Origin of the sequence: Streptomyces sp. NPDC021622, assembly GCF_040640795.1 — a bacterium.
Lineage (GTDB): Bacteria > Actinomycetota > Actinomycetes > Streptomycetales > Streptomycetaceae > Streptomyces.
The window spans coordinates 733,882-758,323 of the sequence record NZ_JBFACK010000001.1 but is presented as its reverse complement, the minus strand read 5'-3'; the positions used below and the strand labels follow the sequence as shown (position 1 = coordinate 758,323).

The 24,442-nt window shown below is 72.3% G+C and carries 22 protein-coding genes; 13 read left to right on the top strand and 9 right to left on the bottom strand.

The window, feature by feature from the left end; genetic code table 11:
- Positions 1 to 34 precede the first annotated feature (34 nt).
- The 3 genes from AB0G47_RS03410 to AB0G47_RS03400 all read right to left on the bottom strand — a co-directional run bounded on the left by AB0G47_RS03410 (position 35) and on the right by AB0G47_RS03400 (position 3,831).
- Positions 35 to 613, bottom strand: coding sequence for a TerD family protein (locus AB0G47_RS03410; RefSeq protein WP_360763553.1), 579 nt, complete (start codon positions 611 to 613; stop codon positions 35 to 37).
- A 169-nt stretch (positions 614 to 782) separates the two neighbouring features.
- Complete coding sequence (gene uvrB, locus AB0G47_RS03405) at positions 783 to 2,921, bottom strand: excinuclease ABC subunit UvrB (protein ID WP_360763551.1); 2,139 nt, start codon at positions 2,919 to 2,921, stop codon at positions 783 to 785.
- Positions 2,922 to 2,961: 40 nt separating this feature from the next.
- Positions 2,962 to 3,831, bottom strand: a complete 870-nt coding sequence (locus tag AB0G47_RS03400) for an MHYT domain-containing protein (RefSeq protein WP_360763549.1) — start codon at positions 3,829 to 3,831, stop codon at positions 2,962 to 2,964.
- Between the two features lie 248 nt (positions 3,832 to 4,079).
- Between AB0G47_RS03400 and AB0G47_RS03395 the strand changes: the two genes are divergently transcribed.
- From AB0G47_RS03395 to AB0G47_RS03385, 3 genes are all read left to right on the top strand, one after another.
- A complete protein-coding gene (locus AB0G47_RS03395) occupies positions 4,080 to 4,988 on the top strand; it encodes a glycerophosphodiester phosphodiesterase family protein (protein WP_360763547.1) in 909 nt (302 codons plus the stop codon).
- 52 nt (positions 4,989 to 5,040) lie between these two features.
- Positions 5,041 to 5,610, top strand: a complete 570-nt coding sequence (locus tag AB0G47_RS03390; RefSeq protein WP_360763545.1) for a methylated-DNA--[protein]-cysteine S-methyltransferase — start codon at positions 5,041 to 5,043, stop codon at positions 5,608 to 5,610.
- Positions 5,611 to 6,266: 656 nt separating this feature from the next.
- Positions 6,267 to 7,529 carry an MFS transporter gene (locus tag AB0G47_RS03385; protein ID WP_360763543.1) on the top strand — a complete coding sequence of 421 codons (1,263 nt, stop codon included), beginning with the start codon at positions 6,267 to 6,269 and terminating at the stop codon, positions 7,527 to 7,529.
- Here the strand turns inward: AB0G47_RS03385 and AB0G47_RS03380 are convergent.
- Positions 7,516 to 7,881: a cupin domain-containing protein gene (locus AB0G47_RS03380; RefSeq protein WP_266868214.1), complete on the bottom strand. Its 366-nt coding sequence runs from the start codon at positions 7,879 to 7,881 to the stop codon at positions 7,516 to 7,518. The two genes, AB0G47_RS03385 and AB0G47_RS03380, sit on opposite strands and share 14 nt — an antisense overlap.
- Positions 7,882 to 8,008: 127 nt before the next feature.
- Here AB0G47_RS03380 and AB0G47_RS03375 point away from each other — a divergent pair, with 127 nt between their 5' ends.
- The gene (locus AB0G47_RS03375; RefSeq protein ID WP_360763541.1) at positions 8,009 to 8,914 is read left to right on the top strand and encodes a pseudouridine-5'-phosphate glycosidase; all 906 of its coding nucleotides are present in this window, start codon (positions 8,009 to 8,011) and stop codon (positions 8,912 to 8,914) included.
- Entirely contained in the window at positions 8,911 to 9,834 is a 924-nt protein-coding gene (locus AB0G47_RS03370) for a PfkB family carbohydrate kinase (protein ID WP_360763539.1), read from the top strand. Before AB0G47_RS03375 ends, AB0G47_RS03370 begins: the two co-directional genes overlap by 4 nt.
- Before the next feature lie 83 nt (positions 9,835 to 9,917).
- Here the strand turns inward: AB0G47_RS03370 and AB0G47_RS03365 are convergent, their stop codons facing one another.
- A complete protein-coding gene (locus AB0G47_RS03365) occupies positions 9,918 to 10,730 on the bottom strand; it encodes a methyltransferase domain-containing protein (protein ID WP_360763537.1) in 813 nt (270 codons plus the stop codon).
- Between the two features lie 149 nt (positions 10,731 to 10,879).
- Between AB0G47_RS03365 and AB0G47_RS03360 the strand changes: the two genes are divergently transcribed.
- Both AB0G47_RS03360 and AB0G47_RS03355 read left to right on the top strand, forming a co-directional pair.
- Positions 10,880 to 12,016, top strand: a complete 1,137-nt coding sequence (locus AB0G47_RS03360) for a magnesium and cobalt transport protein CorA (RefSeq protein WP_360763535.1) — start codon at positions 10,880 to 10,882, stop codon at positions 12,014 to 12,016.
- Positions 12,017 to 12,091: 75 nt separating this feature from the next.
- Positions 12,092 to 14,332, top strand: coding sequence for a serine/threonine-protein kinase (locus AB0G47_RS03355; RefSeq protein ID WP_360763533.1), 2,241 nt, complete (start codon positions 12,092 to 12,094; stop codon positions 14,330 to 14,332).
- A gap of 39 nt (positions 14,333 to 14,371) precedes the next feature.
- Here AB0G47_RS03355 and AB0G47_RS03350 read toward each other — a convergent pair whose 3' ends face one another.
- The 3 genes from AB0G47_RS03350 to AB0G47_RS03340 all read right to left on the bottom strand — a co-directional run bounded on the left by AB0G47_RS03350 (position 14,372) and on the right by AB0G47_RS03340 (position 16,017).
- Positions 14,372 to 14,791, bottom strand: coding sequence for a CBS domain-containing protein (locus tag AB0G47_RS03350; RefSeq protein WP_360763531.1), 420 nt, complete (start codon positions 14,789 to 14,791; stop codon positions 14,372 to 14,374).
- Between the two features lie 109 nt (positions 14,792 to 14,900).
- Positions 14,901 to 15,305 (bottom strand): PPOX class F420-dependent oxidoreductase, encoded by a 405-nt coding sequence (locus AB0G47_RS03345; protein ID WP_360763529.1) that lies wholly within the window; start codon positions 15,303 to 15,305, stop codon positions 14,901 to 14,903.
- A 70-nt stretch (positions 15,306 to 15,375) separates the two neighbouring features.
- Positions 15,376 to 16,017 carry a uridine kinase gene (locus tag AB0G47_RS03340; protein WP_360763955.1) on the bottom strand — a complete coding sequence of 214 codons (642 nt, stop codon included), beginning with the start codon at positions 16,015 to 16,017 and terminating at the stop codon, positions 15,376 to 15,378.
- Positions 16,018 to 16,066: 49 nt separating this feature from the next.
- Between AB0G47_RS03340 and AB0G47_RS03335 the strand changes: the two genes are divergently transcribed.
- From AB0G47_RS03335 to AB0G47_RS03310, 6 genes are all read left to right on the top strand, one after another.
- Positions 16,067 to 16,777 carry a DUF2293 domain-containing protein gene (locus tag AB0G47_RS03335; protein WP_360763527.1) on the top strand — a complete coding sequence of 237 codons (711 nt, stop codon included), beginning with the start codon at positions 16,067 to 16,069 and terminating at the stop codon, positions 16,775 to 16,777.
- Positions 16,778 to 17,366: 589 nt separating this feature from the next.
- Entirely contained in the window at positions 17,367 to 17,846 is a 480-nt protein-coding gene (locus AB0G47_RS03330; protein ID WP_360763525.1) for an anthrone oxygenase family protein, read from the top strand.
- A 93-nt stretch (positions 17,847 to 17,939) separates the two neighbouring features.
- Positions 17,940 to 19,430, top strand: coding sequence for a glutamate synthase subunit beta (locus AB0G47_RS03325; RefSeq protein WP_360763523.1), 1,491 nt, complete (start codon positions 17,940 to 17,942; stop codon positions 19,428 to 19,430).
- Between the two features lie 834 nt (positions 19,431 to 20,264).
- On the top strand, positions 20,265 to 22,481 hold the full coding sequence (locus tag AB0G47_RS03320; RefSeq protein WP_360763521.1) for a PEP/pyruvate-binding domain-containing protein: 2,217 nt from the start codon (positions 20,265 to 20,267) through the stop codon (positions 22,479 to 22,481).
- A complete protein-coding gene (locus tag AB0G47_RS03315; RefSeq protein ID WP_360763519.1) occupies positions 22,478 to 23,383 on the top strand; it encodes a hypothetical protein in 906 nt (301 codons plus the stop codon). Before AB0G47_RS03320 ends, AB0G47_RS03315 begins: the two co-directional genes overlap by 4 nt.
- Positions 23,384 to 23,479: 96 nt before the next feature.
- Complete coding sequence (locus AB0G47_RS03310; protein WP_360763518.1) at positions 23,480 to 24,190, top strand: dual specificity protein phosphatase family protein; 711 nt, start codon at positions 23,480 to 23,482, stop codon at positions 24,188 to 24,190.
- Between the two features lie 30 nt (positions 24,191 to 24,220).
- Here the strand turns inward: AB0G47_RS03310 and AB0G47_RS03305 are convergent, their stop codons facing one another.
- The gene (locus AB0G47_RS03305) at positions 24,221 to 24,436 is read right to left on the bottom strand and encodes a DUF397 domain-containing protein (RefSeq protein ID WP_360763954.1); all 216 of its coding nucleotides are present in this window, start codon (positions 24,434 to 24,436) and stop codon (positions 24,221 to 24,223) included.
- Between the last annotated feature and the right edge of the window lie 6 nt (positions 24,437 to 24,442).

Sequence of the window (24,442 nt, the reverse complement as noted above, 5' to 3'; positions counted from 1 at the left end):
CCGCGTACTGGTGCGGCCTGCTCGTGCCGCGTGCTTACAGGTGCGGCAGGATCGACGGCATCAGGTCCTGGAACGTCCGGCCGTTGGCCGGGTTGCCGAGCGCCGTCATCTGCCAGCCCGCGCCCGCGCGGTGGACCTTCGCCATGATCTGCGCGGTGTACTGACCGCCGCCGTCCAGGGTGTAGCGGGCCAGCTCCTGGCCGTTGGTCTCGTCGACCAGACGGCAGAACGCGTTCTGCACCTCCTGGAACGTCTGGCCGGTGAACGAGTTCACCGTGAAGACGATCTGGTCGATGTGGACCGGGATGCGCTGCAGGTCGACGAGGATCGCCTCGTCGTCCCCGCCCTGGCCGACACCGCCGACGAGGTTGTCACCCGTGTGCCGTACGGAACCGTCGTCGCTGACGAGGTGACGGAAGAACACGACGTCCACCGGCTGCTTGTCGGCGAAGAGCACCGCCGAAGCGTCCAGGTCGACCTCACGGGTGCGCGTGCCGAACAGGCCCCGCCTGGGGGCCGCTTGCCACCCAAGTCCCATGCGCACCGCGGTCAGGGCGCCCCCGTCGTCCTTCTGCAGGCTGATGGCCTGACCCTTGGTCATGTTGACCGTCACGCGCTGTCCCCTCTCGAACTGCCTGGGCAACCGCCAGTCTGTGCGGTTGCCAAGCACCCTACGCAGAGCCACTGACAGTGCCGCACCGTGGGCGGCACTTTGTGGCGTTCTTGCAACACACCAGCCAGTACGGCGTTTCCGGCGTGTCCCCTCTCCCCCGGCGGCCGCGCTAGGCCTGGCCGGCCTCCTTCATCTGACGCAGCTCCTTCTTCATCTCCGACACCTCGTCACGCAGCCGGGCGGCGATCTCGAACTGCAGGTCGGCGGCGGCCGCGCGCATCCGCGCGGTCATCTCCTCGATCTGCTCGGCCAGTTCGGCCGCGGGACGGTCGGTGGGCACCTTCGCGGCGGCCTTGCCCTTGGCCGCCTTGCCCGCCTTCCCGTTGGCCCCGCCGAGCGCGGGCACGGGCGCCTTGGCATCCTTGCCCTCCTTCGCCTTGCGGTAGTCCGTACCCAGGAGCTCCTCGGTGTCGACCTCCTCGCGCGCGATCGCCGACACGATGTCGTTGATCTTCTTGCGCAGCGGCTGCGGGTCGATGCCCTTTTCCTTGTTGTACGCGATCTGCTTCTCGCGGCGGCGGTTGGTCTCGTCGATGGCCTGCTCCATCGCCGGGGTGATCTTGTCCGCGTACATGTGGACCTGGCCCGAGACGTTGCGCGCCGCGCGGCCGATGGTCTGGATCAGTGAGGTGCCGGAGCGCAGGAAGCCCTGCTTGTCGGCGTCGAGGATCGCCACCAGGGAGACCTCGGGCAGGTCGAGGCCCTCGCGCAGGAGGTTGATGCCGACCAGGACGTCGTACTCACCGGCGCGCAGCTCGCGCAGGAGCTCGACGCGGCGCAGGGTGTCGACGTCGCTGTGCAGATAGCGGACCTGGATGCCCAGTTCGAGGAAGTAGTCGGTGAGGTCCTCGGCCATCTTCTTGGTGAGGGTGGTGACCAGGACCCGCTCGTCCTTCTCCGTACGGGAGCGGATCTCGTGCACCAGGTCGTCGATCTGGCCCTCGGTGGGCTTGACCACGACCTCCGGGTCGACGAGGCCGGTGGGGCGGATGATCTGCTCGACGAAGCCGTCGCCGCGCGAGAGTTCGTACTTGCCCGGGGTCGCCGAGAGGTAGACGGTCTGGCCGATGCGGCCGAGGAACTCCTCCCACTTCAGCGGGCGGTTGTCCAGCGCGGACGGCAGCCGGAAGCCGTGGTCCACCAGGGTCCGCTTGCGGGAGGCGTCGCCCTCGTACATGGCGCCGATCTGCGGGACCGTGACATGCGACTCGTCGATGACGAGGAGGAAGTCCTCGGGGAAGTAGTCGATGAGGGTGTTGGGCGCCGAGCCCGGTTCGCGGTCGTCGAAGTGCATCGAGTAGTTCTCGACGCCGGAGCAGGAGCCGATCTGGCGGAGCATCTCCAGGTCGTACGTCGTGCGCATCCGAAGGCGCTGGGCCTCCAGCATCTTGCCCTGCTTCTCCAGCTCGGTCAGGCGCTCGGCGAGCTCCTTTTCGATGCCGTTGACCGCCTTCTCCATGCGCTCGGGACCCGCCACGTAGTGCGAGGCCGGGAAGACGTAGAGGTGGTCGTCGTCGCTGATGACCTCGCCGGTGAGGGGGTGCAGCGTGGAGAGCGCCTCGATCTCGTCGCCGAACATCTCGATGCGGACGGCCAGCTCTTCGTAGACCGGGAAGATCTCGATGGTGTCGCCGCGGACCCGGAAGGTGCCGCGCGCGAAGGCCACGTCGTTGCGCGTGTACTGGATGTCGACGAAGCGGCGCAGGAGCTGGTCGCGGTCGATCTCGTCGCCGACCTTGAGCGGGACCATCCGGTCCACGTACTCCTGCGGCGTGCCGAGGCCGTAGATGCAGGAGACGGAGGCCACCACGATCACGTCACGGCGGGTCAGGAGCGAGTTCGTCGCCGAGTGGCGCAGGCGCTCGACCTCCTCGTTGATCGAGGAGTCCTTCTCGATGTACGTGTCCGACTGAGGGACGTACGCCTCGGGCTGGTAGTAGTCGTAGTACGAGACGAAGTACTCCACCGCGTTGTTCGGCAGGAGCTCGCGGAACTCGTTCGCCAGCTGGGCGGCCAGCGTCTTGTTCGGCGCCATCACGAGCGTGGGGCGCTGGAGCTTCTCGATCATCCACGCGGTGGTGGCCGACTTGCCGGTGCCGGTCGCGCCGAGCAGGACGACGTCCTTCTCACCTGCGTTGATGCGCCGCTCCAGGTCGGCGATGGCCGCCGGCTGGTCGCCGCTTGGCGTGTAGTTGCTGACGACCTCGAAAGGCGCCACCGTGCGTTCGATCTTGGATACGGGCCGCATGGAACCCACCGTACGACCCCGCACTGACAACGGGGCCGGATCACCAGCTCTGCGGGGCCTTGGAGCCGGGGCGGGGCGGGGGCCTGCGGCCGGCCCGCGGGTCGTGCCGGTCGCCGGAGCGCGGGACGGGGTAGGGGGCGCGCCCCGCTTGTGCGGCGTTCTTGAGGTCTTCCTTGCCCATCACCATCAGCGGGTCGAACATCACGATCACGCCCGCGAGGAGCAGGAAGGCGAGCGGGCCGATCATCATGGGCGCGAGGAGTTCGGCGGGCGAGTCGCCGGTGGCCGGTGCGGCGGTCGAGCTGCCGTGCAGATGGACGCTGAGCGCGGCCATTCCCGTGTAGTGCATCCCGCTGACGGCCAGGCCCATCACGAGGCTCGCGCCGAGGCTCCACAGGAAGCCTCTGACCTGGGCGGCAGCCCACAGGGCGGCGGTGGCGGCGACGACGGCGATGACGACGGAGGCGGAGACGGTGAAGGTGTTGTACTCCAGCGTTCCGCGCAGACGCATACCGGCCATTCCCAGATAGTGCATCGAGGCGACACCCAGGCCGGTGATCGTCCCCCCGGTGAACAGTGCCGTCCCGGTCGCGCCGCGGTAGCCGACGATGAAGATCCCGATGCCGACCATGACGATGGCGACGGCGAGGCTCGCGAAGGTCAGCGCCTTGTCGTAGTGGATCGGGGCTTCCTTGACGGTGAAGCCCATCATCGCGACGAAATGCATGGTCCATATGCCGGACCCGATCGCGGCCGACCCGAGGGCGAGCCAGCCGGGTCGCCAGGAATGCGCGACAAGAAGCGATCTGGTGGTGCAGCGCAGTCCGAGCGCACCGCCCAGACAGGCCATGAGGTACGCCACTACGGGTGTGACCGCTCCGTAGCTGAAACCGTCGACCGTGCCCTGCATTCGCGGTAGCCCTTCCGCCTGTAGTACCTGTTCGCCCGGGAAAAACCCCATCTGGCCCCAACCGACGGTCTACTGAGAGGCCGTGGGCTGCCGCAGAGAGTAAAGCTCACTCCGGAACGTACGAACGATTTTCCGGGAAAGAAACCCGGCTGTCTCCGTTCAACCTGTGGCCATCCTGCACCTGTCTCGCGTTGGCCGTGGACTGTCACTCTCATCCGGTCCGTGACCGCAATCGCGAGGAGTCACCGTTGTACGCACGCGCTGCCGCTGCCGCCACCGCCGCTCTTCTTGGAGCCGGTGCACTCGCCCTCCCCTCCGCCACCGCTCAGGCCTCCGACCGGACTTCGGCGCAGCCGTCCGCCCAGTCCTCCAGTGCGCACGACCGACCGCTGGTCGTCGCGCACCGGGGGGCTTCCGCCTACGCTCCGGAGAACACTCTTTCAGCCATCGACAAGGCGGCTGACATGGGGTTCCGCTGGGTCGAGAACGACGTCCAGCGCACCAAGGACGGCGAGCTCGTGATCATGCACGACGACACCCTGAAGCGGACGACGAACGTCGAGGAGCTCTTCCCCGACCGTGCGCCGTGGAAGGTCGCCGACTTCACCGCGGCGGAGATCGCCAGGCTGGACGCGGGCAGCTGGTTCAGCCCCAAGTACGCGGGGCAGCGGGTGCCGACGCTCAAGCAGTACATGAACCGGGTCTCGCGCAACCACCAGAAGCTCGTCTTCGAGTTCAAGAAGCCCGAGCTGTACCCGGGCATCGAGAAGCAGGGCCTGGAGGTGCTCCGCAAGGAGGGCTGGCTCGACCGGAAGCACGTCGGCAGCAAGCTCGTGATCCAGAGCTTCAGCGCGGACAGCGTGAAGACGGTGCACGCGCTGCGGCCCGACATCAAGACGGGCTTCCTCGGGACGCCCGCCGTGGCCGATCTGCCCGCTTACGCGAAGTTCTCCGACCAGATCAACTCGACGCACGGCTCGATCTCCAACAGCTACGTCGCCGCGATCCACTCGCTCAAGGGGCCGCACGGCAAGCCCCTGGAGATCTTCACGTGGACCGTGAACGACGCGGCGGGCGCGCGGCGGGTGGCGGGCTTCGGGGTGGACGGCATCATCACGAACACGCCGGACGTCGTGCGCAAGGCGATCTCCGAGTAGTCCGGGCCGACGGCGACGGGCGTTGTCAGTGCCCGGTCGTACGGTGGTCCACATGAACGCCAACGGGCAGGACACGCAGGGGCAGGAAGGCCGGCAGCGGGTGGTGTGGGCCGTCGTCACGAGCGACATCGGCCCCCTGCTGCTGGCCGCGACCGACGAGGGTCTGGTCACCGTCGTCTTCCACGCCACGGACGCGGTGCGCGACAAGGCGCTCGACCGGCTCGGCTCCCGACTGGGGACCGAGCCGGTCGAGGATCCCGACTCGCCACTCCTCGCCGAGCCCATACGGCAACTCGCCGCCTACTTCGCGGGCGAGCGCCACACCTTCGACCTGCCCCTGGACTGGTCACTGATCTCCGGGTTCAACCGCCAGGTCCTGCGCGAGCTGACCACCGTTCCGTACGGCGCGGTCGTCGGCTACGGCGACCTGGCCCGCCGCGTCGGCCAGCCCCGCGCCGCCCAGGCGGTCGGGATGGCGATGGGCGCCAATCCGCTGCCGGTCGTGGTGCCGTGCCACCGCGTGGTGGAGAGCGACGGCGGAATCGGCGGCTTCGGAGGCGGCCTGGAAACCAAGCGCCGACTGCTCGCACTGGAGGGGGTACTGCCGCAGCCGCTGTTCTGAGGGGCGGGGCGAACTTGCGTCGGCCTGAGGGGCGGGGCGAGCTTGCGCCGGCCTGAGGCGCCGGCTGGCCGCGCGCCGATCTGAGGTGCCGGCCGACCGTGCGCTGGTCCAAGGGGCCGCCCGGCCCCGCGCCCGTCTGAGACGCCCGGTCGGCGTGCGCTGATCTACTGGCCGGCCACGCCCCGATCTGAGGCGCCAGCCGACCGAGCGCTGATCCGAGACGCCGCCCGACCGCGCGCCGGTCTGAAACGCCCGGCCGGACGACGCGTGCTGAGCTGAGACCCCAGACGACCGCACACTGGCCTGAAGCGCTGGCCAGCCACGCGCCGATCTGAAGAGCCAGCCCACCAAGCCCAGATCCGAAAGCCAGCCGACCGCGCGCAGGCCCGAAACGCCCGGCCGGCCGACGTGCGCTGAGCTGAGACCCCAGACGACCGCACACTGGCCTGAAGCGCTGGCCAGCCACACGCTGATCTGAAGAGCCAGCCCACCAAGCCCAAGATCCGAAGGCCAGCCGACCGCGCGCCGGCCCGAAACGCCCGGCCGGACGACGTGCGCTGAGCTGAGACGCCAGAGGACCCCGCGCCGGCCCGAGGCGCCCAGTCGGTCGCCGCAACTCCGTTTCGCGTGTATGAACGCCCTGGCACACTGCGTCAGTGACTTCGACCGTCGACGCTCCTGACATACCCGCCCCTGAGGCGCTGCCCGGCCTTCGCCGTCGTACCACCGCGGTGCTGATCGCCAGTCAGATACTGGGCGGGCTCGGTGTGCCGATCGGCATTGCTCTGGCCCCGGTCCTGGCGACCGAGGTGAGTGGGACCGAGGCCCTGTCCGGGCTCGCGCCCACCGCCTCCGTGGCCGGTACGGCGCTGCTCTCGCTGCCACTCGCCGCGCTGATGACCTCGCGCGGACGGCGGCCGGGGCTCGTCCTCGCCTATCTGATCGGCGCGCTCGGCGCGGGGCTCGTGGTGCTCGCCGCGGTCATCGAGAACTTTCCCCTGCTGCTGCTCGGCATGGCGGGCTTCGGCGCGGGCTCGTCGGCGAATCTGCAGGCGCGGTTCGCCGCGGCCGACCTCGCCGAGCCCGAGCGGCGCGGCCGCGCCATCTCCCTGGTCATCTGGGCCACCACCATCGGCTCGGTGCTCGGGCCGAACATCGCCGCCCCGACCAGTCGTGCCTTCGCCGACACGGCCATCCCCGAGACGGCCGGCCCCTTCCTCTTCGCCGCCGGGATCTTCGCGGTCTCCGGTCTGGTGGTGGCGGTGCTCCTTCGACCCGACCCGCTGCTCACCGCGCGCGCCCTGGCTCCGCAGGAGGACGACTCCGCGCAGAGCCGCTCGCTGCGGGCCGGTGTCGCCGCGGTGGCCGCGTCGCCGATGGCCCGCCTCGCCCTGGTGACGGTGGCCGCGTCGCACACCGTGATGGTCTCGATCATGGTGATGACGCCGGTCGACCTCGGGCACCACGGGGCGAGTCTGCAGCTGGTCGGCCTGGTCATCAGCGGTCACATCGCGGGCATGTACGCCCTGTCGCCGGTGATGGGCTGGCTCGCCGACCGGTTCGGCAGGCTCTCCGTGATCGGCCTGGCGATCGGGCTGCTGTGCTGCGCCGCGCTGCTCGCCGGCACGGCGGGCCCCAGCCACGGCCAGACCGCCGCCGGGCTCTTCGTGCTCGGCCTCGGCTGGTCCGCGGGCCTGGTGTCCGGCTCGGCGCTGCTGACCGACTCGGTGCCCGGGCCCGCCCGGGCCGCCGTACAGGGCCTCTCGGACCTGACCATGAACACGGCAGCGGGCATCGGCGGCGCGGCGGCCGGCCTGATCGTCGCGCAGGCGAGCTACGGCTGGCTCAACCTCATCGGCGTCTGCGTGCTGCTGCCGATGGCTGCGCTCGCGGTCCGCAGGGCGGTCAGGGCAGCGTGATGTGGTACGCCTTGCGCAGCGTCTCGTGCACCGTCCACGTCGTACGGTCGCCCTCGCGCAGGACGGCCGCGTCGCCGGGGCCGACCTCGATCACGTCGCCGCCCTCGACGGCGATCGTGGCGCGGCCGCTGACGACCACGAAGAGTTCGTTGGCCTCGGTGTCGGTGACCACTCCGGGCGTGATCTGCCAGATGCCGCGCAGCTGCTTGCCGTCGGCGGACTCCCACAGGAGCTTGCCGGTGACCTCCGGGGTGCCGGAGACGATCTGCGCCGGATCGAGCGGCTCGGCCTCCAGGTCGGCATCCGGAATGTGCACGGCAAACGACGCGACAGCTTGATCTTTCGTGGTCATGGCCGGTCACCCTAGCCGGGCCCCCGCGACAGGCCCTGCCAGGGGTGCGCCTTCTCCGTGGACGGGTTTGACGGGGTGCGCCGCCCGCCAGGGATGAGAGGAGACCCGACAGGCAGGAGGCAGGCCCGTGCTGGTGGTGTCCGACGAGGTACAGGCGGCGGTGGCGGATCGGCGGCCGGTCGTCGCCCTGGAGTCCACGATCATCGCGCACGGGCTGCCACGCCCGCGCAATCTCCAGGTGGCGCGCGAACTGGAGGACGTCGTACGGGCGGAAGGAGCCGTCCCCGCGACGATCGCGGTCCTCGACGGGCGCCCCCGTGTCGGCCTGGACAAGGAGCAGTTGGAGCGGGTCGCGAACGAGGACGGCATCCGCAAGCTGGGCCACCGTGATCTGGCGCTCGCGGTCGCGGCCGGTGCGAGCGGGGCGACGACCGTGTCGGCGACGGCGCTGCTCGCCGCCCGCGCGGGCGTGCGGGTGTTCGCCACGGGCGGGCTCGGCGGGGTGCACCGGGAGTGGACGGTGACCCAGGACGAGTCCGCCGACCTGGGGCTGCTCGCCCGGACGCGCATCACCGTGGTCTGCGCGGGCGTGAAGTCGATCCTGGACGTGGCGGCGACGCTGCAGCGCCTGGAGACGCTGGGCGTCGCGGTCGCCGGGTACGGCACTGACCGCTTCCCCGGCTTCTACCTCACCGACTCCGGGCATCCGGTGGACTGGACGCTGCGTACGCCCGGGGAGGTCGCCCAGGTGATGCGGGCCCAGGACGCAGTCGGCGGTCCGGAGTCCGCGCTGATCGTCGCGAACCCTGTCCCCGAGTCCGAGCAGCTCGATCCCGCGCTCCACGCGCGCGTGCTCGCCGAGGCGCTGGAGGAGTGCGCCGAGCGGGGCATCACGGGGCAGGCGGTCACGCCGTTCCTCCTGGACCAGTTGGTGCGCCGTACGCGGGGCGCGTCGCTCGACGCCAACCTCGCGGCGGTGCGCGGCAACGTACGGCTCGCGGGCCGGATCGCGGCGGCCTGGGCCGGGCGGTGAGCGCGGGCGGCGGGGCCCTGCTGGTCGTCGGCGACGTCGTCACCGACATCGTCGCGCGGCACCGCGCACCGCTCGCGCCGGGCACCGACACGGCGGCGGCGATCCGTGCGGTGCCGGGCGGCGCGGGCGCCAATGTCGCGTCCTGGGCGGCCTCTTGGGGGTGCGGGGACGTACGGATCCTGGGGCGGGTCGGGGCCGATTCGGCGGCATGGCACGAGGAGGCGCTCGCCCGCGCGGGAGTACGTCCACGGCTCGTCGTCGACCCCGAGGCGCCGACGGGGACGGTGATCTGTCTGGTCGACGGGGGCGCCGGGGCCGAGCGGACGTTCCTGGCGGACAGCGGCGCGTCCCAGCGCCTTTCGGCCGACGACTGGTCGGCCGGGCTCCTGGACGGTGTCGGGTGGCTGCACCTTTCGGGCTATCTGTTCTTCGCCGGGGCGAGCCGGGCGGCGGCCGGAGCTGCGCTGGCATCGGCACGCGCGCGTGGAGTGCCGGTGAGCGTGGATCCCGCGTCGGCGGGGTTCCTCACCGATCTCGGCGTGGACCGCTTCCTTGCGGCGACGGACGGTGTGGACGTACTGCTGCCGAGCGAGGGCGAGGCTCGGCTGCTCACCGGTGTGCCCGACCTGGCGGACGCGGCCGTGAAGCTGAGCCGGCAGTTCCCCTCGGTGGTGGTCAAGCGGGGCGCCGCGGGCGCGCTCGTCGCCCGGTCGGGCGAGGTGCGGGCCGCGGTTCCCGCGCTGCCGACCGTGCCTCGCGACTCGACGGGCGCGGGCGACGCGTTCACCGGCGCGTTTCTCGCCTCCCGGCTGGAGGGTGCGGGGCTCTGCGAGGCGGCGGCGGAGGGGTGCAGGGCGGGGGCCCTGGCCGTCGAACGGGTCGGGGGGCGGCCCCCGTTGCCCGGTTCGACGGCCTGTTGAGCCCTGGGGTGGCCAGGCTCTGCCTTCGGCTGCGGGTCGTGGGGGCTTGTCGCGCAGTTCCCCGCGCCCCTTACGGGGCCCCGCTAGCCCTTCCTGCCCCACGCCGAGATCAGCGGTGACGTCGCCAGGTCCATCGTGCCTGTCGCGACGCTCGCCAGGTGGGTGGCGATGTCCTCATCCGTGGCCAGGCCCGCGGCGGTCAGGGCCCTGCGGGACTGCTGGATCGTCTCCGTCTCCAGGGCGGCGCACGCGGGGGCCGTCAGGGGGAAGTACGCGTCGGCCTCCACCTGGCGCAGGCCCGCGGCGCGCAGCAGGCGGGGCAGGCCACGGCCGTATGCGACGTCGGAGCCCCGCTGGGTGAGCAGCGCGCGCCTGAGGCGGTTCGCCAACTGCTGGGCGGGGCCGTGCTCGTCGGGGCAGGGCAGGGGCTGCAGCGCGGGGTCGGCCTCCTCGATCAGGAGCCTGCCCCCGGAGCGCAGCGCCCTGATCATCGACCGCAGCGCCTGCTCCAGGTCGGGCACCCGGGACAGCACGAGCCGCGCGTGCACCAGGTCGAAGCCCTCGATGGGCGGCGCGTCCGCGCCCACGTCGTGGGTGCGCACCTCGACCGGCGGGCGCGCGGCAGACGTCTGCCAGGACCTGTCCGTGGCGGTCGCGAGAACCCGCCCGGTGGGGCCCACCCGCTTGGCGAGCCAGGAGACGACGGAGGCGCCGCCCGCCCCGACCTCCCAGCAGCGCCAGCCAGGGCCGATGCCGAGCCGCTCGATGTGCCGGAAGGTCGTGGGATCGAAGAGGGCCGCGAAGGCGTCGTGGCGCCGGCCGACCTCGGTGGCGCCAGCCGCCTCAGCCGCCCCAGCGGGTCGATTTCCTGAGAGATAGCCGTCGATGAGCGTCATGCCGGGATCATCCCAGTTGTCCGGGCTTCGCCTGGGGAGGCTGAACCGGGCATATCGGAGCGGAGTCTTCCGTTCCCACAGGCCCCGGTCGCACTGTCGCCTCGTACTGGCAGACTTGCTGGCCAAGTCACCGGAACGAGGAGCCACGCATGTCGATGGCAGGCAACCTGCGGAAGGTAGGGAACCTCCGGAAGGTGGGCGGCCTGCGGAGAGTCGCACGGGCAGCCCGCCTCACCCGCAAGCACACCCGCGTCGACCTCAGCCATCCCGTGCGCTCCCCGCTGGGCTCGTCGGTGGTGAAGTGCGTGACGTACCGCGACGGGGTCCGCCAGGAGGGCGGCCGCGACCTGGTCGAGGAGGTCGAGCGCGTACGCAAGAGCGGTGACGGTTTTGTCTGGCTCGGTCTTCACGAACCGACCGAGCAGGAGTTCGCGGGCATCGCGGAGCTCTTCGACCTGCACCCGCTCGCCGTGGAGGACGCGGTGCACGCGCATCAGCGGCCGAAGGTCGAGCGGTACGACGAGACGCTGTTCGCCGTGTTCAAGACCGTCTGTTACGTGGACCATGCCGAGCTGACCGCGACCAGCGAGGTGGTGGACACCGGCGAGATCATGGTCTTCGTCGGCCGGGAGTTCGTGATCACCGTGCGGCACGGCAGGCACGGCTCGCTCGGTCCGCTGCGCGAGGAGCTCGAATCGGCGCCCGAGCAGCTCGCCAAGGGCCCCGGAGCGGTGCTGCACGCGCTGGCCGACCACGTCGTGGACGACTATCTCGCCGCCACGGACTCCGTGCAGGCCGACATCGACCAGGTCGAGATGGACGTGTTCTCCAAGGAGGGCGAGCGCGCCGATCCGGGCCGCATCTACCAGCTCAAGCGTGAACTGCTCGAGCTGAAGCGGGCCGTGGTGCCGCTCGGCCGCCCCCTGCAGATCCTGTCCACCCAGCCGATGCGGGTGATCGCCCCGGAGATACAGGCCTATTTCCGGGACGTCGACGACCATCTGAAGCGGGTCACCGAGCAGATCGCCGCCTTCGACGAGCTCCTGAACTCGATCCTCCAGGCGCATCTCGCCCAGGTGACGGTCGCCCAGAACGAGGACATGCGGAAGATCACGGCGTGGGCCGCCGTGATCGCCGTGCCGACGATGGTCTGCGGTCTGTACGGCATGAACTTCGACCACATGCCCGAGCTGCACTGGAAGTACGGCTACGGCATGGTCGTCGGCCTGATCGTCACCGTCTGTTTCGCGCTGTACCGAGGGTTCCGGCGCAATGGCTGGCTCTGACGCACCGCGAAGGACCCGCCACGCACCCGCGTCTAGTCTGTGACGGCCATGTCAACCACCGGGGGAAGGTGACCGATGCCTCTGCGCGAGGGTGATCCCGAGTCGATCGGCGGCTACCGGATCGAGTCGCGGATCGGCACCGGCGGCATGGGCGTCGTCTATCTCGGACGCTCCGCTTCGGGCCGCGCGGTCGCGGTCAAGGTCGTCCACACCCAGTACGCGGACGACCCCGAGTTCCGCGCGCGGTTCCGCCAGGAGGTCACGGCCGCGCGCCGGGTCAGCGGCGCCTTCACCGCGCCCGTCGTGGACGCCGACCCGGAGGCCGCGCTGCCCTGGATGGCCACGGCGTACGTTCCCGGGAACACCCTCGCCCAGCGCGTCGCCGAGCAGGGGCCCCTCGACTGGCCGCGGCTGAAGCGGCTCGGCGGCGAACTGGCCGAGGCGCTGCGGGAGATCCACCGCGCCGAGGTGGTGCACCGCGACCTGAAGCCGAGCAACGTACTGCTGCTCGACTCCGGGGAGGACACGGACGGCGGCGGTGGTGACGGCGGCGACGGCGGGATGACGCGCGTCATCGACTTCGGCATCTCCCGTGCCGCGCACAGCGATGTCCGGACGCAGACGGGCCTGGTGATGGGCTCACCGCCGTTCATGGCACCGGAGCAGTTCAGCAGCCCGCGCGACGTGGGGCCGCCCGTCGACGTCTTCGCCCTTGGCGCGCTGCTCGTGTACGCGGCGACCGGGCGCAGCCCCTTCGAGGCGGAGAACGCGTATCTGGCCGCCTATCAGACGGTGCACAACGACCCCGAACTGGGCGCGCTGCCCGAGTCGTTGCGCCCCCTGGTCCTCGCCTGCCTCGCCAAGGACCCGCAGGACAGGCCCACTCCGGTGCAGGTGCTCGAGGCGCTGGCCGCGCTGCCGGACGAGGGGGAGCCGGGTGCGCCACGGGAGCGCGTAGCCACCGTGGAGCGGGCGGAGCCCCTGGAGGATCCCGCCACCGACGCCTCCGACGCCACGTTCGCCCTGTCGGCGACCGCGACGACCGCGACCGCACCCCAACACCCGCGCCGGGGGCGGCGGTTCAAGGTCGTCCTCGCCGGGGCGGTGGCCTTGGCCGCCGTGATCGGCATCGGCGTATCCGTGGCGCTACTCGGGGGGTCGGATCCCGTCGCGCAGGGCACGGACGGCAAGTCGGGCCTGCCCGACGGCTGGCGGCCGTGGCAGGTCGCCGCCGAGAAGGACGGCGACGACATGATGCCGTCGTCGGAGGCCTGCACCCCGCACGCGCACGGCGTCTACTGCGCGTCGCCGACCACGGCGCTGACCCGGCTCGATCCCCTGACGGGCAAGGTCAAGTGGACCAAGCCGATGCACCGCCCCAAGTCCAGCAACGGGTATTCGGTCACCGATCCCGTCGTGGGCGCCGGAGCGGTGTTCACGTTCAGCGCGGAGGGCTCCCAGGGTGTCGACGCGTACGACGCGAAGAGCGGCCGGCGGCTGTGGCGGCTGCCGGGGCCGCACGCGGAGTTCCAGTTCCTGAGCGGCGTACTGGTCGTGCACAAGGGCGAGTTGGGCGAGTCCCGGACGTCGACGTACACGGCGTACGACCCCCGGTCCGGCGACGAGCTGTGGCATCACAAGGTGACCAGTGACTCGGCGGGCGCGTTCTACGCGGGCCCGGACGGCACGGTCTTCGCGGATCTGCGCACCGCCGCGCGCAAGGGCGACCCCGCCCCGGCCTCGTCGGCCATCACGCGCTTCGACGCGCGCACCGGCCGGAAGCTGAGCTCGGTCAAGGCGCCGAAGGGCGATCTCTGGCTGGCCACGGTGCACGACGGCAAGGGGTACTTCGCCCGCTGGGAGAACGAATCGGGCGTCTCAGCGCGCTTCTTCATCCAGGATCTGACCTCGGGGGACGTCCGCGGGATCGACTTCCCCTGGGCGGTCGAGCCGGAGGCGCCGCCGCTGGTGCGCGGCGACGCCATGTACCTGTTCGACTATGCCAACGAGACCGTGCTCGCCCTGGATCTCAAGCGCGGCAAGCCGCTGTGGACGACCTCGCGCGAACTGCGGATCTTCAGCGAGCCGTCGGTGCGGGGCGAGACGCTGTACGCCACGATGCCGGACAGCAGCGTGATCGCCGTCAACACCCGTACGGGCAGGGAGCGGTGGCGCTCGGCGCCCTCCTTCAAGGACACCGGCCGAGGCGGCTCGGTGGACGACCGCTCCCCCAGCGGGGTGGCCCCGCTGGCCCTGGGGGGCGTGTTGTACGGGGTGACGGACGACGGCACGTTCTCGGTGGCGGCAAAGGGGTAGCCGTACGCGATCAGCCGTACGCGCTCAGTCCGTATGCGATCAGCTCTTCGCGTACACGCTCTCGACCCAGCCCGCGAGCTGCTCCTCGGTGAGGTGTTTGGCGAGGTCGGCCTCGCTGATCATGCCGACAAGACGCTTGTTCTCGATGACGGGCAGTCGGCGGATCTGGCGGCCCTGCATCTCGTGCAGGACCTCGCCGACGTCCGCGTCCGACTCGACCCAGCGTGGCGTGCCCTTGGCCATCTCACCGGCGGTCATCTTGGCCGGGTCGTGTCCCATCGCCACGCAGCCGACCACGATGTCGCGGTCGGTGAGGATGCCGCAGAGGCGTTCTTTCTCGTCGCTGATGGGCAGCGCGCCCACATCGAGCTGGCGCATGAGCTGCGCGGCCCGGTCCAGGGTCTCGTGGGCGGGGATCCACTGGGCACCGCGGTGCATGATGTCTCCGGCGGTGGTCATGAGTACCTCCCGTTGCCGGACGGCCGGCGCGGCACGGAGGCACCGCTAGTCCCGGCGCCCTCCATTTTCGCCGGGTCCGCGGGGGTCCGCACGCCGGGGACGGCGCGGCTCAGACGTTGAAGCCGACGACCTTCCGCGGGACCACCCGGATGATCACCCGGTCCTCCCCGTCCTTCTCGCCCGGCGGGTCGATGCCGAGGTACTTGTGCGCGAGCTCGTGCGGGAGCCGCTTCTGAGGGTCGGGGAGAATCTCCGCGACGCCGCGGATCTCGGTCGACGCGTACGGGTTCGCCAGGTCGAAGACCGAGACGCTGATACGCGGATCACGTTCGAGGTTGCGGACCTTCTGCCGCCCCGCGGTGGCGGCGAACAGCACGGTGTCCCCCTCCCGTTTGACCCACACCACGGAGTTGTGCGGGGCTCCGCCGGGGCCGAGGGTCGCCACGCTGGCGAAGTTCTTGCCGTCGAGGAGCGCGCGGACGGATTCGCTGAAAGTGATCGCTGCCGTTGTCATGCCCAGACTCTAACTACATGCACGTGCATATAAAAGAGCTTTGCCGAGGCCGGTCGAGGTCGGTCGAGGTTCAGCCGCTCCACGCCGGATGCCGGGGATCGTCGGCGCGTACGACCACGTCGGCCGCCGCACCGGGATCCGTCTCCGTCTCGTACCGCTCGAAGGCCGGCAGCGTCCACTGCTCGTCCGGTGCGGTACGCCGGCGCAGGGCGCCCTGCGAGAGCCGCACATGGACCGTCAGGTCGAACGGGAACCAGTGGCCGAGGAGCAGCGGGCCGTGCATCAACAGGAGTGCGCCGGGCGGGAGTTCGACGTACGGGCTGCGTGTGGCGCGGTCGGCGGCCGGGTCCCACAGGTCAGGCAGCACGCGTCCCGTGCCGCCGGGGTCCAGTGGCCCGAACACCTCGCGCCACAGCGCTCCCGTGTCGAACCAGCCGCTGTGGTACGCCTCCACGTCCTCGCGTCCGTACTCCAGGCGCAGGGAGGCCGGGCGCAGGAAATCCTCCGTGCCGATCACCAGGGCGGACCGTCCGCGCACCCGCAGGGCGTCGGCCACGCGGTGTGCGAGCTCGCCGGGCCTGCCCGCGGGGGCGCCGTCGAAGGCGATGCGGGGCCAGGGGCTCCCGTCGGCCGTCTTGAGGTCCGCGAGCCGGCCGGCGAGGGCTTCGGTGAGCCGTTCCCAGGTGATCGCTTCGAGTCGCACAGGGCCCATGATGCCGGGTGCGCGGTAGGGCCCCTCGGGGAGGGGGAATGCTTCGTTCATGGCTCCGACCGCCCCTCCCTTGCCAACTCCGCCCGCCGGACCGGGACTTGTCGCCATCCAGCCGCTGAAGCGGCGGCACTGCGAGGAGTGCCGTGGCGGACCGCTCGCCCTGCTGGTCGTGGAGGACGGCGGGCCGCGCTGTCTGGACTGCGCCGACCTGGGTCATCTCGTGTTCCTGCCGCGCGGCGACACCGCGCTGACGCGGCGGGCCCGCGAGGGGAGCGGCCTGGCGGCGGTGGTCGTCCGCCTCAACCGGCGCCGTAGCCGGTACGAGCGGCAGGGCGTCCTCGTCGAGGAGGCGGCCCTGGCGCGGGCCGAGGAGCGGTGCCTCGCGGACGCGGAAGCGCGGGCGCGGCGGAGGGCGCGGGACGCGGTGCGGAGGGCGGCGGAGGACGTCCGCTTCACGGGGGCGTTCGCGGACGAGATACGGCGCCTGTTTCCGGGGTGTCCGCAGGAGCGGGCCCTCTCCATCGCCGCGCATGCGTCGGTGCGGGGCAGTGGGCGGGTGGGGCGCAGTGCGGCGGGGCGTGCGTTGTCCTCCGGGGCGGTCACCGCGGCGGTGGTGGCCGCGGTGCGGCATACGGATACTCCGTACGACCGGCTGCTGATGAGCGGGGTGCCGCGGGGGGAGGCCCGCCGCCGGATCGCTGCCGCGGTCGAGGCCACGCTGGGGGTGTGGCGCGCGGGGCCCGGCCGGGCTTCGGCGTGACCTGCGGTGGCTGGGGCGGGGGTTGACCTGCGGTCGGGCCGGGGCGGGGGTTGACCTGCGGTCGAGCCGGGGCGGGGGTTGACCTGCGGTCGAGCCGGGGGCGGTGATTGACCTGCGGTCGAGCTGGGGGCGGTGGTTGACCTGCGGTCGGGTGTCGTCTTGGTCTTTGGCCGACTGTCGTCGCGGATGCGAGCCGCCGCTTCGCGGCGGATCATTCCCGCCCACCCACCCGATTACCCCGGGGCGCACGGGTGGGTGGGCGGGAGAGATCGCCGCGAAGCGGCGGCCAGGGCGGGCGGACAGATGACAGCCGGCACGGCACTCCCGCATCACCGCCGAGCGGCAGGCAAGGCCCGGCGGGCAGATGACATCCGACCGCCGCATCGCCGCGGAGCGGCGGCATAGGGGCAAGGGGCCGGCGGTAGCCGGCCCCGCAGGGGCACCGCGAGACGGCCGCGCATGCGGGCGCGCGTCGTGCGCATGGCGGACCCCGGGCCCAGGGAATTGACTTGTGGTGGGCGACCCCGCCATGCAGACTCACGGCTCGCTCACCCACCACCCGGCCGCCTTACCCGACGCGGGAGTTGTCATGATCGAGGGACCGTACTTCGTACTCGTGCTGCTGGGCGCGCTCGCCAGCGGCCTGGTGGCCGGAGCGTTCATCGCGTTCTCGACCTTCGTGATGAAGGGCCTCGCCGCGCTGCCCCCGGCGCAGGGCATCGCCGCGATGCAGTCGATCAACGTCGCCGCGGTCACCCCCGGGTTCATGGCCGTCTTCATGGGCGCCGCAGGCCTCAGCTCGGTCGTCGCCGTCGTCACGTTCGTGCTCTGGCCCGACGAGGGCACCGTGGAGATCCTGCTCGGCAGCGCGCTGTATCTGTTCGGGTCGTTCGGAGTGACCGTCGCCGCGAACGTCCCCCGCAACGACGCCCTGGCCAAGCTCGACCCCCAGGCTTCGCAGAGTGCGGAGAAGTGGCGTACGTATGTCAGCGAGTGGACCAGGTGGAACCACATCCGGGTCGGCGCGTCGCTCGCCTCTGCGGCGTCCTTCATCCTGGCGCTGACCTGACCGCTCCAGGCCCCCGGCCCGACCGAGTGCCGGGGCGGCCGACTGGACGTATGGTGGCGGAAAGCCTGCGAAAGCACGCAAAGGGAGACGGCCATGGCCGACCCCAAGGGCTTCCTCACCACCCCCCGCCGGGAATGGCCGCGCCGCCCTGTGGGCGAGCGGGTCGGTGACTGGGACGAGGTGTACGTACCCGGCGCACTGCTGCCCATCATCGAGCGGCAGGCCGACCGCTGCATGGACTGCGGCATACCGTTCTGCCACGACGCCTGCCCGCTGAGCAATCTGATCCCGGAGTGGAACGACCTCGTCTCGCGCGCCGACTGGCGGGCCGCCGCCGACCGGCTGCACGCCACGAACAACTTCCCCGAGTTCACCGGGCGCCTGTGCCCCGCCCCCTGCGAGCCGGGCTGCGTCCTCGCGATCAACCAGCCCGCGGTGACCATCAAGAACGTCGAGGCGGCGATCGCCGACCGTGCGTGGGAGGACGGCCTCGCCCCGCCGCGGCCCCCGGACCGGCACTCCGGCCGTACCGTCGCGGTCGTCGGCTCCGGCCCCGCCGGTCTCGCCGCCGCGCAGCAGCTGACGCGCGCCGGGCACACCGTCGCCGTGTACGAGCGCGACGACCGCGCGGGCGGGCTCCTGCGGTACGGGATCCCCGCGTTCAAGATGGAGAAGCACCATGTGGAGCGGCGGCTCGCACAGATGCGGGCAGAGGGCACGGTCTTCCGTACGTCGACGGATGCGGGCCGGGACATCGGCGGGGCGGAGCTGCGGGCCAGGCACGACGCCGTCGTCCTCGCGGTCGGCGCCACCGCCTGGCGGGAACTGGACGTGCCGGGGCGGGAGTTGGCCGGGATCCACCAGGCCATGGAGTATCTGCCGCTCGCCAACCGCGTCTGCGAGGGCGATCTCGACCGCTCCCCGCTGTCCGCGGCCGGCAAGCATGTCGTCATCGTCGGCGGCGGGGACACCGGAGCCGACTGCCTGGGCACGGCCGTGCGCGAACGGGCCGCGTCGGTCACGCAGTTGGACATCTACGCACGGCCGGGCGACGCGCGCGACGACCTTGCCGAGCCCTGGCCGACGTACCCGAAGGTCTACCGGCTCTCCGCCGCCCACGAGGAAGCCGGGGATCTTGGCACCGCACCGGCGGCAGACGCCGACGCACGCCTCTTCGCCGCGTCCACCCTCCGCTTCACCGGCGACGCGACGGGGCGGGTACGCACCCTGCACCTCGCCGAGGTCGACGCGGACCGCCGCCCGCGGCCCGGCACCACCCGTGCGCTCCCCGCCGACCTGGTACTGCTCGCGCTCGGCTTCTCGGGCCCCGAGCGGGCGGAAGGCGGCCTGCTCGACCAGCTCGGCGTGGACGTCGAGGACCGCGGCACCGTCGCGCGCGACACGGGCTTCGCGACCAACGTGCAGGGCGTCTTCGCGGCGGGCGACGCGGGCCGCGGCCAGTCGCTCGTCGTCTGGGCAATCGCCGAGGGCCGCGGGGCCGCCGCCGCGGTGGACCGCTGGCTGACGGGCTCGACACACCTCACGGCCCCGATCAGCCCGCAGGACCGCCCGTTGACCGCCTGACGCAAGGCCCGCACAGCCACCCACCCCGGCGGACCAGTGACTGACCGGCTCGATAACCTCACGGCCCGGATCGGACCGCACGACCGCCCGATGACGGCCTGACGCGAGGCCCGCACAGCCGCCCGCCGCGGTGAACCCGTGGCTGACCGGCCAGACACACCCCACGACCCCGATCAGCTCGCACGACCGCCCGATGACCGCCTGACGCAAGGGCCACACACCCACGCCCACCCCAGTGGACCGCTGGCTGACCGGCACGACGCACCTCACGGCCCCGATCGGCCCTGCGACCGGCTCATGACGGCCTGACGCAAGAGCCACACGGCCGCCCGCCGCGGCGGACCAGTGCCTGACCACCGGCCCAACACACCTCACCGCACCGACCAGCCCGCACGACCGCCCAATGACCCGCCTGACGCAAGACCCGCACGGCCACCCGCCCCGGCGGACCAGTCACTGACCGACCCGACCCACCTCACCGCACCGCACCGACCAGACCGCACGACCGCCCGATATCGGCCTGACCGGCCGTCATCGCGTGCCCCCTCACATCCGCCTTGCCCCACTGGACGCACCGGACTCACTGGCCGCCCTGGCCGCCCTGGCCGGAAGCCGCCACCAACCGGCGTACCGGCTCCAGGAATTGGCCCTCTGGTGGGATCGTTGTCATTGGAGGCACGTCGGCGTCGGGAAACGCCGGGGCGGGAGATGCAATTCGCCCCGCGGCCGGTACCGGGCCCGTCGGCGGCATGCCGAGATCCTTCGTTCCGCCGTCAGGCGCAGGGCCACCCCCGCGCGTCCCCCCTGTTGGCGGCCGGTCCTGGAGGGTGCCTGATGACGACGCTCGGCGAACGCCCCGCATACGACGACACGTACGGCGACGGTCATGGCGAGGGCAAGGGCGGGCCGCGGGGCATGGACGCGGCGCACGCCACGGCGCTCCCGCCCGTTCCCCTGGAGGATCCGCGGGCCGCACAGACCCGTCTCACCGGCTCCAAGGCCGCGCACCTCGCGCGAGCCGCCCGTGCCGGACTCCCCGTACTGCCCGGCTTCGTCGTCCCGCACGGCGCGGATGAAGCACCCGGCACCCTGCACCACGCCTGGCGCGAGCTGTCGGCGGACGGTGCGCTGCCGCTCGTCGTCCGTTCCTCCTCTCCGCAGGAGGACACCCAGGAGTCCTCCCTGGCCGGGCAGTTCGCGTCCGTGCTCGATGTGCGGGGGTGGGATGCCTTCCGTGCGGCCGTCGATGTCGTCCGCGCGTCGGCGCGGCTTTCCGACGGCACGACGGCCGCGATGGCGGTCCTGGTCCAGCCGATGCTCACCGCCCCCGTCGGCGGCGTGCTGTTCGGCGCGGATCCCGTCGAGGGGCGGCGGGACCGGATGCTGGTGAGCGCGGTGCGGGGCGGTCCCGACACGCTCGTCAGCGGCGAACAGCCCGGCACGAACTATCTGCTGAGCCCGCGCGGGCGCGTCCTGCGCACCGAACCCCCGGCGCCGGAGGCGCTGTTGACCCCGGCGGAGCTGCGCCGCCTCACCCGCCTGGCCCGGCGCGCGCGCAAAGTGTTCGGCGGGCCGCAGGACATCGAGTTCGGCTTCGACGAGGGCGGGCGCCTTTGGCTCTTTCAGAGTCGTCCCATCACGGCGATGGCGGCCCGGCCGCCGCGCGGGGCCCGGCTGCTCGGTCCCGGCCCGGTCGCGGAGACGCTGCCGGACCAACTCCAGCCGCTGGAAGAGGACTTGTGGGTCGCTCCCATGGCGCGCGGGCTCGCCGCCGCGCTGGACATCGGGGGCACCGCGCCGCGCCGCACGCTGCGGACGACGCCCGTGGTCACGGTGGTCGGCGGACGCGCGGCGGCCGATCTGCGCCTCCTGGGCGCCGCCCCGCCGCCGCACCGCGGGCTCGCGCTGCTCAACCCTGCGCCGGGCGCCCGCCGGCTCGCCGCGGCCTGGCGGCTCGGCCGGCTGACCGCGGCGCTCCCCGGACTCGCCCTGGACCTCGCCGCGGACATCGACCGCGGGCTCGCAGGGACGGCACAGACCGCCCAACTCCCTTGCTCCGAGCTCGTGTCCACGCTCCGCTGGACCCGCGCCGCCCTCGTGTCCCTGCACGCCCAGGAGGCTCTGTGCGGGGCGCTGCTCCCCGAGCGGCACACCGCGACGGCGGCGGGTGCGGCGCTCACCGCGCTCGCGCAGGCGCGGGCACGGGGGCTGTCGGACGACCATGCCGTGGCGCGGGATCCGGTGCTGCTCGCGCTGGTTCCGCCCCGCCTGGAGGGACAAGTGCGGCTGCCGGGGAGCGCGGGGCGAGGCGGAAGCCCGTCGGCGTCGGCCGCGTCCATGGGCGCGGTGCGGCTGCCGGGGAGCGCGGGGCGAGACGGGAGTACGTCGGCGCCCGCTTCCGTGGGCGCGCCGGGGCTTCCGCCGCGCGAGGCGCTCCGGTTGCGCATCCGCTGGGTTCAGGAGCTGCAGGTACGCCTTGTGCGCGAGGCGGCGCGGCGCCTCGTGGCGCGGGGCGAGCTCGGCGCGCCGGGGCGGGTCGGGCTGCTGCGGTGGCCGGAGCTGATGGACGCGCTCACCGGCGGCCGGCTGCCCGGCGATGCCGGGGAGCGGCTGCCGCGGGCCGCGTCGGCCCGGCTGCCGGACGCGTTCCGGATCGCGGAGGGCGGCGCGGTGGTCGCGGAACGGTCCGCGCGGGGTGCGGGGGACGGCGGGCGCGGCGTGTCCGGCGGGCGGGCCGCGGGAACGGCGTGGGACGGCACCGGGGCGCGGCCGCCGGACGCGGTGCTCGTGGTGCGCACGCTCGACCCGGCGCTCGCGCATCTGCTGCCCGGCCTCGCGGGACTCGTCGCCCAGACCGGCAGTCCACTCTCCCATCTGGCCGTGCTCGCCCGCGAGTTCGCCCTTCTCGCGGTCGTCGGCGTGTCGGACGCGGTACGGCGCTTCCCGCCGGGTTCCCGCCTCACACTGGACGGCACGACCGGCGACGTACAGACGGACACGGACGCGGACGCGGAAGGCACAGCGGACACAGATCCCGAGGTGCCCCGATGAAGCGTCTCGCCTACTTCTTCGGCGGTGCGGCCGCCACCGGAGCCGCCGTCTACCTGGTCGTCTATCTCTACCGCTGGCAGTGGCAACGGGCCATCCTGTGCGGGGTGTTGCTCCTGGTCGTCGAGATCGCGCTGCTCGGCGCGGTGCTCCTCGGCCGTATCGCCCGCGTCGAGGAGCGGCTGCGCGACGCCGACCGGCGCCAGGAGGACGTACTCGCGCGGCTGCGTACGGACGGGAACACCGGCCCCGATTCGCGGACGGCACGCTTCCGCTGGCTCGACGACGACCCCGCAGGACGCACGTACGTCTTCGTGCCCGTCCTGATGGTGACCGGCGTACTCCTGTCCGGTCTCGCCTGGGCGGTGCAGCGCATCGCGTCCGCGACGGCGCGCCCCGCCGCCGAACAGCGGCTCGCCGGGCGCCTCACCGTCCTCGCGGCGCCGCCGCCCGGCACCGGCCTTGAGGATCTGCCGCCGCCGGGCGCGCCGCGCGACCGGCGCGGCACGGTGCGCCTCCTGGCCGCCGCGACCGTGGGCGCCGCCCTGCTCGCCGCGCTCCTCGTGGGCATCGCCGAGCTCACCCAGACCCGCGAGGATCAGGCGAACACGTCGGCGGCGACCTCGGTGCTCCTGCGGATCGACATGCGTGGCGCGGACGCCACACCGGAGCGCCGCTCGCTGGCCGCCCATCAGATCTGGGAACGCTGCCGGGACTCCACTTCCGCCCCCCTGCGCCATGCCGCGCTCGGGCCGCTGGGCGACGACATGTACGCGGGTGTCGTGCGGCCCGCGCTCACCGACCACGACCGTATGCGGCTGCGCGGCTGTCTGGAGGACACGGGTCTGGACAAGGCCCGTCTGACGGTGCGGGGAATCGGCGACACGGATCCGGACGACGGCTGAGCAGCCGTACCCCGACCGCCGGATCACTCCTCAACTCACCTTTATGTACGGTGCGTTACCCTTCCAGTACGCCTCGTCCCCGACCCTTGGTCACCCATGACCGTCACCTGCACGGCCCCGTCCCCGTCCCCACCGCTCCCCCGCCATCGCCGTCTGCGCCGCGTCTGTCTGCGCGTCATCGCCGGATGCGCGCTCGGCTATCTCGCGCTCTGGGCGACCGGCACCCTCGGCATCCTTGCGCTCTCCTTCTGGGCGCGGAACGCGACGGCGGCCCCCACAAGCACCGTCACCGCGCCCGGCATCCATCACTTCCGCCCGGTGGACGGCGAAGGACTCCTGTGGCGGGGCGCCGCGCCCTCGCCCGACGGGTACCGCAGGCTGGCGCAGCTCGACTTCGCCACGGTCGTCGATCTGCGCGCCGAGGACCTGAGCGCGGCCCAGCTCGCCGCACCGCGGCGCGCCGGACTCGACGTCGTACGGCTGCCGATCCGCGACGGCCAGACGCCGACGCCGGTGCAGGTGCGCCGGTTCCTCGACGTGGTGCGCACCGCCCACGGGCCGGTGTTCGTGCACTGCGGCGCGGGGGTCGGGCGTACGGGGACGATGGCGGCCGCGTATCTCGTGCGGACCGGAGAGAGGTCGTCGCAGGCCGCGGTGCGGCGCAATCTCGCGGTGGGGCCGCCCTCGGTCGAGCAGATCTACTACGCGCTGCGGCTCCGCGACGACCGTGCGCAGCAGCCCCCGATGCCGGTCGTCGCAGTCAGCCGTCTGGTGGACGCCCCGCGCCGGATGTGGTCGCGGCTGTGAGACGCCCGCGTCTCCTGAAGACCCTGGCGGTCACGACAGGAGAAAGTCGGCCTCCCCGTCCTTCGCCCCCTGGATGAACGCCGTGATCTCGCCATGGGTGTAGATCAGCGCCGGGCCGTCCGGATCGGCGGACTGGCGGACCGCGACCCTGCCGTCGGACAGCTTCATGGCCTCCAGGCAGTTGCCGCCGTTGCCGCCGCTCCACGGCTTGTGCCAGCCCTCGCTGCCGAGGTCACGGGCGGGCATGCCGTT